Here is an 8,444-nt window from a genome sequence, read left to right as displayed (position 1 = left end):
CATATCCGTCCAGAGAAAAGTCCCGCCATTCCAACTGACGACGTTCAGGAGAATTCACACGGACATCAGGCTTCTTGGGTGGGGGGGGGGGCTCATGGCCGAGTTTTAGCGCATCCCGGAAGGATTGCTACCCTGAACTTCCAAAAAAATCACAACCTCACAGCGACAGGATTACTGACGACAACGGGCGAAGCGCAGGTGGGTGGCTACCCTGCGTGGTCAGGGACGCTTAAGATTGATGGAACGCTGGTGTTTCGTCGTGAGACGGACGAAGCGTGACGCTCTTGCGCGGGGGCTGATCGGGGATGGTGTGGGATCTTCTGCGAGGGACGTCGTCATGTTTTCACGCTGCGTTGCTGTTGCGCAAACGACTCCTGTAAAGGGGGATGTGGCTGCGAATGTCGAGGAACATCTGTCACTGGCAAAATTGGCCGTCGATGAAGGGGCGGATATTGTCCTGTTCCCGGAATTGTCGCTGACCGGATACGAGCTCGCTCTGGGAGAGTCACTGGCGTTCGAAGAGAACGATGTGCGGTTGGCAGCATTGGTGGATCTGGCAGAGCGATCGGGAACGCGGCTGGTGGTGGGGGCTCCGATCAGACTTGAACAGAAGCTTTACGTGGGAGCTTTCATCATACTCCCTGATCGCTCCATCGAGATTTACACGAAGCATCGGCTGGGGACGTTTCCCTCCAGTTCCGTGTGCGACAGTCTGACGGGTGAAATTCCACCTCCCGAGCCGAATCACTTTCAACCGGGCGACCGGAATCCCTTGATTCCCTTCAACGAGACCGTCGCAGCAGTCGCGATCTGCGCTGACATTGGGCGTCCTGAACATCCTCAGCGGGCGGCAGAGCGGCAGGCCAATCTGTATCTGGCGAGCATGTTTGTCATTCCTTCCGACTTCGCGGGGGATATCGCAAAGCTGGCTCGGTATGCGAAGCAGTATCGAATGATGGTTGCACTGGCAAACTATGGTGGACCATCGGGTGGTTTGAAATCGGCGGGTCGCAGTGGCATCTGGTCTTCCACGGGAGAATTGCTGGTCCAGTTGGAGGAAGCTGGCTCTGGGGTTGCCGTTGTCCGTGAATCCCCCGACAAGCTGCATGTCCGGGCGATCATGCGGAAGTAAGACGCGGCAAGTCAGTCTGTCGGCTTCCAGTCCATTCCGCAGCGATGCCTCGCGTGTGAAATTCCTGCCAGGTTATGGACAAACTTTGATGAAGGCTCGCACTGGCTTCCAGAAGCGTTGTCCTGTGAAGCAGCGGGACTTATGCTAGGGGTCTCTTACGAAAAATTCTTCCTGAGATGCTCTGTTCAGAAAGCAATGAGGTGCCGCGTTGAAGCCGTTCGCCGTGTTGGCTGCATCCGCGGCCCTGCTGGGATTGCTCGTCTTGAGTCTGCTGGAACGGCCACAGCAAACTCGGGAGAGTGATGGATCGGCTGCAGGCAAACAACCTCTGATGGTGTACTGCGCGGCCAGCAACAAAAGCGTGATGGAGGCCATTCGCAAGGACTACGAAAGTGAGTTTGGCAGGGCGGTCGAAGTTCAATACGGCCCCTCTCAAACGCTGCTCGCTTCGCTCAGTGTCTCGAAGACCGGCGACCTTTTTCTGCCGGCTGATGTGAGCTTTCTTGAACTGGCGAAAGAACAGCAGCTCATCTCCAGCGAGTCCCCGCTGGCAGAGATGCAAGCCGTGGCCGCGGTCTCCAAGGGAAATCCCAAAGGGATCCAGTGCCTCGACGATCTGTTACGCGACGAAGTTCGAATCGCTCAAGGTAACCCCGAAGGGACTGCGATTGGCAAGTTGACCAGAGAGATTCTTACCGAATCCAACCGCTGGGACGAACTCAACAAGCAAACAACCGTTTTCAAAACGACCATTCATGAAGTGGCCAGCGACGTGAAGATCGGCGCTGTTGATGCGGGAATCGTTTTCGACGCTGTTCTGCATGACTATGACACGCTGGAAGCGGTCACGATTCCGGAACTGACGTCCGTTCGATCGCGGATTGGAATTGCCGTTTTGAGTTCCAGTTCCCAGCCTCAGCAGGCGGCTCATTTCGTTCGTTACATGAGTGCACGGGACAAGGGGCAGCTTCGTTATCGTGAGTTCGGGTTTCAGGTGGCCGATGGCGATTTGTGGAATGAGCAGCCTGAACTGACACTCTATGCGGGGTCCATGCTGCGACCTGCGATTGAGGAAACAATCACGGCATTTGAGAAGCACGAAGGGGTCCGTGTGACCCGAGTCTACAACGGTTGCGGAATCCTCGTGGCACAGATGAAAGCCGGGCAGGTTCCCGACGCCTATTTTGCCTGTGACGTGGAGTTCATGAATCAGGTGAAGGAGCTTTTTCCCACTTCAGAAGCGGTCTCACAAAACGAACTGGTGATTCTCGTGCAGAAAGGGAATCCCCACGGGATCAAGTCGCTGAAAGACCTGGCCAAGTCCAGATTGCGAGTGGGAATCGGCCATGAAAAGCAGTGTGCCATGGGTTGGATTACACAGCGAACGTTTGCCGAAAGTGGGTTGCAGTCAGAACTGATGAAGAATGTCGTCGTGCAGACGCCGACGGGGGACATGCTGGTTAATCAGATGCGAACCGGGTCGCTCGACGCCGCCGTGGCCTACTTGAGTAACGCGGCCGGATCGGCCGATTTTCTGGACGCGATTCGAATCGAGGGGATCCCCTGCTCGATCGCCACGCAGCCTTATGGAGTTGCCAGGGAATCAACACAACGACAGCTCAGCGAACGTCTCCTTCAGGCCATTCGCGCCGAATCATCGAAGCAGAAGTTCGCCAACGAAGGATTCCGCTGGTTGAATCAGGGGCAGGCGACGAATGATTGAGTCGCACGGTCCGGCTTCAACGGTTCAGAAACATCGGGCTCGTTCGGACGTCCCTTTCCTGACGGTGATGAGTGGTTTTGGCGGCAGCTATCTGGTGCTCGTCATTGCCATGCTGGCGGCCGACATTGCGTATACCTCTCCAGCACACTTTTCGCAGGCTCTCGCCAAGCCCGAGATTCGTTCGGCGATTCGACTCACGCTAATCTCCTGCACGATTTCCGCGCTGCTTTCGGTCTGGGTGGCGACGCCGCTGGGGTATCTGCTGTCGCGATTTCAGTTTCGCGGCCGCTGGATCATCGACACCTTGATCGATGTTCCGGTCGTGTTGCCGCCGCTGGTCATTGGACTGAGCTTGTTAATTTTGTTCCACATCCCTCAGGAAGGGGGAAATCTGGAACAATGGTTTCAGGAACGTCTGGGACTCAGGATCACTTACTCGCAGCCGGCTGTCGTACTGGCTCAGTTCGCCGTAGCGTGCGCTTTTGCCGTGCAGACGATGCGAATCACGTTCGACCAGATTGACCCCCGTGCTGAACTCGTGGCTCTGACCTTAGGGTGTCGTCGGAGCCAGGCTTTCTTTCTCGTGGTGCTGCCGCAAGCGTGGAGAGGCCTGATCGCTGCATTCACGATTGCCTGGGCTCGGTCGCTGGGAGAATTTGGACCCATCCTCGTCTTTGCCGGCGCGACGCGCATGCGGACGGAAGTCTTGTCGACAACAGTCTTCCTCGAACTGAGCGTCGGTCAGCTTGAGGCGGCGGTCGCGGTCTCGCTGCTGATGGTGGTCGCGTCCATCCTGGTCTTGGGTCTTGTCCGCTGGCTTGGCGCGGGGTGGAGATGATCGAACTGATCGATGTCACAATCCGCTCAGGACCGTTTCAACTGAGCCACGTCAACCTGACTGTGGAGAGTGGACGTTACGGAATCCTCATGGGGGGAACCGGCCAGGGGAAAACAACACTGCTGGAAGCGATCTGTGGGCTCAGACAGGTGACCGCCGGCAAGGTGGTGATCTGCGGTGACGAGATGACGAAGTGGAAGTCAGCCAATCGCGGGATTGGCTATGTTCCTCAGGATCTGGCGTTGTTTCCGACGATGACTGTCCGGGAACATCTGGAGTTTGCCCTGCGGATTCGCCGAATGGATCCTGTGACCATTCGCCAACGCGTACACGATTTGTCGGAGGTACTGGGAATCAAAGGTCTACTTGATCGACGTACGCAGCATCTGAGTGGCGGCGAAGGTCAGCGGGTGGCGCTTGGACGTGCTCTCGCGTTTCAGCCTCAGGTGCTGCTGCTCGATGAACCGCTGAACGCACTGGATGAACAGACACGTAACCGACTCTGCGACTTGCTCCGATCTCTACAGCGCGAACGTCAGTTGACCGTGCTGCACATTACGCACAGCCGGGCGGAAGCGGTCGCTCTCGCCGATCAATTGTTCGTGATGGAAGCGAACCAGATTACCGAACGGCCCTTATCGAATCTGACGGGGCCAGGACCGGTCGCAGCCGATCGTCCCGAAGGAGGATCGCAATGAGAGTGCGGGTTGAATTTGCCGCTCAACTGCGGTCGGTGACGGATTGTAAAGAAGACTGCATCGAGATGGCCGATGGGGGGACCGTCGGACAGCTCGTTGCTCACCTGGGTGAAAAGTACGGCAATCCGGTGCGAGCGTATCTGCTGAATCCGGCCGGTGAGCTTCAGCGCAGTCTTCTGGTCATTGTGAACGGCATGCCTCATCCGGGCGGACAGGCCGGGGCGGTCTGTTTGGCGGACCGGGACTGCGTTGAGTTCCTTCCTCCGATTGGTGGGGGGTGAGATGACGGACGAATTGCCGGATCTGACTCCGGAAGAAGAAGACCGCTACGCATGGCAATTCGACGTGCGTGACTTCGGACGTGAAGGGCAGCGTCGATTGAAGGGGGCGACCGTGCTGATCTCGCGCGTGGGTGGCGTGGGGGGAGCCGTCGCGCTTCAACTGGCCGCAGCGGGGATCGGGCGGCTGATTCTGGCACATGGGGGTAATCTGCGTCGGAATGATCTCAATCGTCAGACTCTCATGACGACAGACTGGATCGATCGTCCTCGAGTCGAGTCCGCTCGGGACCGACTTTTGGCGCTCAATCCCAATGTGCAGATCGATATGGTCGATCAGAACATTTCTGAAACGAATGCTGCTGAACTCGTCAGTCGTTGCGACATCGTCGTGAGTTCAGCCCCGCTCTTCACGGAACGCCTGCTCATGAATCAGGAAGCGGTCCGGCAGCGCAAGCCTCTTGTTGACAGTGCGATGTATGAACTTGAAGGACAGCTGACCACCGTCATTCCCGGAGAGACGCCTTGCCTGGAATGCCTCTATCCCGAAGCACCGCCCATGTGGAAACGCAAGTTTCCGGTCTTCAGCGCGGTTTCCTCGACCGTGGGCGCGCTGGCCGCGATGGAAGTGATCAAAGTCATCACCGGTGTGGGGGAATCTCTGGCGGGACGGCTCTTGCTGTTCGATCTGCGTGAGATGCGATTCAGGACCTTGCCGATCGAGCGGCGGCAAGACTGTGTTCAGTGCAGTGGCTGGCGTGCGACCGCTCATTCAAGAGGGACGACGTCCGGAGCCAGTGACGATCTCTGAAATTCAGGCCGGTCTGGTTGGAGTGATGACCGAATCCGATCCCCCGAAGTCGTCGCAGGCGTTCTTTGAGAGAGAACTTTTGGTCGATGAACCCCAATGGGACGCGAGATCTGCGCTGTCTGAGGCGCCGTATTCGACTAACCGCGGTGGAACTGTGCTGACACGATCCCCGCGATCAGCATTACGCCTCCCGCCAGTATGAGGATTTGAGTGATTCCGAATTGTGTCCGTCGGGACGTCGCAGTGGTTCGGTTCTGGTCCTCGTTTGCGATTGGGATTTTGACCTCAGGCGGGGTGGTGTCGGTGGAAGTTGCCTCGCCCTTCGCAGAACCGGGAGGGATGGGAACCAGCTCTGCTTCCTTGGGTGCCTTTCCGAGGTGATCCAGGCCGGCCGTGGCGGGGAGTTTGGCCCATGAAAGTAACTGTGGCCAGTCGGCCGTGATCAGCAGGTCAAACCCCGGATTCAGTTCTTTCACCTGGCACGAGCACGCTCCCGCCAGAAAAGCGGCCGAGCTGCGAATCGTATCGGACGCAATTCCCGCTCCCACCAACGGAAGAAGTGCTCGACACCGTCCGAACACCGGGAAGACCATCGGTTCGTTGAGCGTCGCGAGGTCCGGTTCGCAACTTTGCAGCAGCGCAATGAAATCCTGCTCGGCAGGGTCGTCTCGTCGAATGCGGATGAGCGAAAATTCGACTCGCACCGGAGGACCGTCCTGAATGATGTCCTCGGGCGAATCTGTCAGCTCGGGAAGCGTCAGAGTCCGAGTCAATTCGGCGAGCTGCTGCTCGAGCGTTGCCGCTGCGACATCGTCCTGTGCCGGGTCGCCACTGTCGATGAGCAGCCAGACGGCCGTCTGACCATCGGCAAGCTTTTGCAGCAGGCTCTGCCGGACGGACGAATCCAGGAGCGTTGCGAGGGTCGAAGTATGGAGATTGCCTGCCCATATGGGCTGATCCATCTCGAGGTAGGCGGGAAGCTGAATGACGAGTCTCGTTTCGTCCGTCCCTGCGGGAACCCGAGGATTCAGTCTGGAGGCAGCGTCCAGCAGTCGCTTTTCATCCATCTTTGACGTGTCGTCGAGATCAACAGTGCGGATGGACAGATTGACGCGTCGCGCGTCGAACTGACTTTGCAGGAATGCCAACTGGTTCTGGTCTTCGGCAGACAGCGGACCGCGATGAAACACAACGCCCCGATAGGCGTCGGGAGCCCAGTGCTCCAGGGCATAACGGAAGACGGGCACGTTACAGGCCCACGCCAGGGACAATGGTGCGGTAACCGCCAGCAGGAAGCACAAAGCGACTCGCGGAACGAGTAAGCCGGGTGAGGTTTTCATGGGACGCGTATCCGTTTCGATCACGATTTTCTCATACGGCGGGATGGTCACCGCCTCATTCGGTCGGGAGCCTGCGTTCATTGTTCCAGCCGGTGGAGTTCGATACCCGAAACCACGGGACGTCCGTGCTGGGGGATGAACATCAGCTCGAGCCAGTCTCCGAGAAGGACGCGATCGAATGTCTTGACGATGCTCTTGGGGGCGGTTCCTCCCAGCTGGATGTTGTCGATTCGACCCTGTCCCGGAATCTCCACATCGAACTGACGGAATTCTTTCGGCGCACTTTCCGGAACGCCAAAGTGCAGGCGAACCCGATAGGGGTCGAGTCGCGCCGCGGAATCATCAACGGGAGTCACTTCGTCGGCATCGACAACAAGCCGGGCGGCCCCCGTCGCGTCACGGCTGCGAACCGTCGCCACCGTCCGCTGTCCCTGACCCCTGATCACGAAGACGATCGAATTCCCGGGCTGCCAGCTCTCTTGACTGATGACCTCGCGAATGAGAGGCGTGAGGTCAGGGCTCTGTTGAGCCGACCCTGTGGAGCTCAGTTTCCAGGCGTCGGGACTCCAGCGAATTTCGGATGAGGTGAGTCGCCGCGAAGAGAGGTTGTTTTTATCAGCCGTGAACCGAGCCGCATTAACTGCTGCCTCAGCACGAATGACGAACTCGGCCGGCTCTTCAACGGCGGCGCGCGAACCGAATTGAAGGTGGGCAGATCGAATTGCCGAGTCATGTGCGAGACGGATCCCATTGAAACGGAATCCGACGAGTTGCGGTTCCGCTGTGGTTCCCGCGAGTTCTGCTGTGCCGCTGTCAAGATCGACGGCACCACTCGTTATCGATTCGCGGGCGTCGTCGTCGGCGTGCTCAACAGGGATTCCTGTCTGCAGCTTGTGAAGCGGCTGGGCCTTCAGGCTGAGGCGAAGTGACTGCATCCCTTCCACGCCTGACGACGCGACCCAGGGAATGGTGGCGGACGACTTGGTGCTGGGGTGATCCTGGAAGAACCTCGATTCTCCATCGACTTCCAGACTCAGGTTGGGGGAATCTCCTGCAACGGTAGGATACTCCAACCAGTCAAGTCCGTGCTGGTCGCGTCGGTCGCCCGGGGCACCCAGGTTAATTCCCAGTTGCTGCACCCGGCCGGCTTTCGGATCGAGTACCAGAAGATTGTTGACAGACCACATATCGATATCGGGCATGTGGACAAGTGCCAGCGAGGTCTGATTCTGATAACTGCAACTGCACGTTCTGGTGTAGTCTGGCGCGTTGAGAACTCCGTCAGCCACAATCAGGTTGGCCGTACATCCCGATCGGAATCCACCAAAATTTCCGGTCCCTGCTTCATTCAACAGGTCATAAAATGCAGCAGAGCCTGACCGGAACGTAAGCATGTTTTCGCTGGCAATGATGGAGTTACAGCCGTAAGCCCGTTTGACGCTCCAGGGGCGAAGCTCACCCGTAAGCGGGCTTTTGTTCATTTTCTGTGAGCCATCCGCCAGATAGTAAGCACCGGCAGAATCGGTGTAGGAGACGGCATTGGTGATGATCAGATCATTGTGCAGGACACAGGGACCGGAATACTTGAGCCCCTCTTTTTTCCAGACAGTTTCGCCTGTGCGGC

8 protein-coding genes and 1 pseudogene are annotated in these 8,444 nt (G+C 57.9%); 7 read left to right on the top strand and 2 right to left on the bottom strand.

The features are described from left to right. The 7 genes from VGE80_RS03110 to VGE80_RS03080 all read left to right on the top strand — a co-directional run. The coding region (locus VGE80_RS03110) for a hypothetical protein (protein WP_440591641.1) at positions 1–279 on the top strand (279 nt) is incomplete at its 5' end. Between the two features lie 58 nt (positions 280–337). After that, positions 338–1,132: a carbon-nitrogen hydrolase family protein gene (locus VGE80_RS03105; protein ID WP_440591640.1), complete on the top strand. Its 795-nt coding sequence runs from the start codon at positions 338–340 to the stop codon at positions 1,130–1,132. A 208-nt stretch (positions 1,133–1,340) separates the two neighbouring features. Further along, positions 1,341–2,855, top strand: a complete 1,515-nt coding sequence (locus VGE80_RS03100; RefSeq protein WP_440591639.1) for a substrate-binding domain-containing protein — start codon at positions 1,341–1,343, stop codon at positions 2,853–2,855. Next, positions 2,848–3,693 (top strand): ABC transporter permease, encoded by an 846-nt coding sequence (locus VGE80_RS03095; RefSeq protein ID WP_440591638.1) that lies wholly within the window; start codon positions 2,848–2,850, stop codon positions 3,691–3,693. The genes VGE80_RS03100 and VGE80_RS03095 overlap by 8 nt, the downstream gene beginning before the upstream one ends. After that, positions 3,690–4,391, top strand: a complete 702-nt coding sequence (locus VGE80_RS03090; protein WP_373652315.1) for an ABC transporter ATP-binding protein — start codon at positions 3,690–3,692, stop codon at positions 4,389–4,391. Before VGE80_RS03095 ends, VGE80_RS03090 begins: the two co-directional genes overlap by 4 nt. Next, on the top strand, positions 4,388–4,672 hold the full coding sequence (locus tag VGE80_RS03085) for a MoaD/ThiS family protein (protein ID WP_440591637.1): 285 nt from the start codon (positions 4,388–4,390) through the stop codon (positions 4,670–4,672). The genes VGE80_RS03090 and VGE80_RS03085 overlap by 4 nt, the downstream gene beginning before the upstream one ends. A 1-nt stretch (position 4,673) precedes the next feature. Further along, positions 4,674–5,480 (top strand): HesA/MoeB/ThiF family protein, encoded by an 807-nt coding sequence (locus VGE80_RS03080; RefSeq protein ID WP_440591636.1) that lies wholly within the window; start codon positions 4,674–4,676, stop codon positions 5,478–5,480. Positions 5,481–5,617: 137 nt separating this feature from the next. On the opposite strand, the gene VGE80_RS03075 is transcribed toward VGE80_RS03080, so the two are convergent. Further along, a complete protein-coding gene (locus tag VGE80_RS03075) occupies positions 5,618–6,901 on the bottom strand; it encodes a hypothetical protein (RefSeq protein WP_440591635.1) in 1,284 nt (427 codons plus the stop codon). Continuing rightward, positions 6,898–8,444: pseudogene (locus VGE80_RS03070) on the bottom strand (hypothetical protein); the annotation flags it as partial. The gene VGE80_RS03075 and the pseudogene VGE80_RS03070, both read right to left, overlap by 4 nt.

The sequence above is a fragment of the Schlesneria sp. genome (assembly GCF_036405755.1).
Lineage (GTDB): Bacteria > Planctomycetota > Planctomycetia > Planctomycetales > Planctomycetaceae > Schlesneria > Schlesneria sphaerica.
The sequence above is the reverse complement of the archived record's forward strand: the minus strand, read 5'-3'. Positions and strand labels throughout refer to the sequence as shown.

Bases quoted from the DNA above. Each gene is read 5' to 3' on its own strand.
- VGE80_RS03085 (WP_440591637.1), top strand. From the start codon at position 4,388: ATGAGAGTGCGGGTTGAATTTGCCGCTCAACTGCGGTCGGTGACGGAT.
- VGE80_RS03075 (WP_440591635.1), bottom strand. From the start codon at position 6,901: ATGAACGCAGGCTCCCGACCGAATGAGGCGGTGACCATCCCGCCGTAT.
- VGE80_RS03105 (WP_440591640.1), top strand. From the start codon at position 338: ATGTTTTCACGCTGCGTTGCTGTTGCGCAAACGACTCCTGTAAAGGGG.
- VGE80_RS03090 (WP_373652315.1), top strand. From the start codon at position 3,690: ATGATCGAACTGATCGATGTCACAATCCGCTCAGGACCGTTTCAACTG.
- VGE80_RS03080 (WP_440591636.1), top strand. From the start codon at position 4,674: ATGACGGACGAATTGCCGGATCTGACTCCGGAAGAAGAAGACCGCTAC.
- VGE80_RS03095 (WP_440591638.1), top strand. From the start codon at position 2,848: ATGATTGAGTCGCACGGTCCGGCTTCAACGGTTCAGAAACATCGGGCT.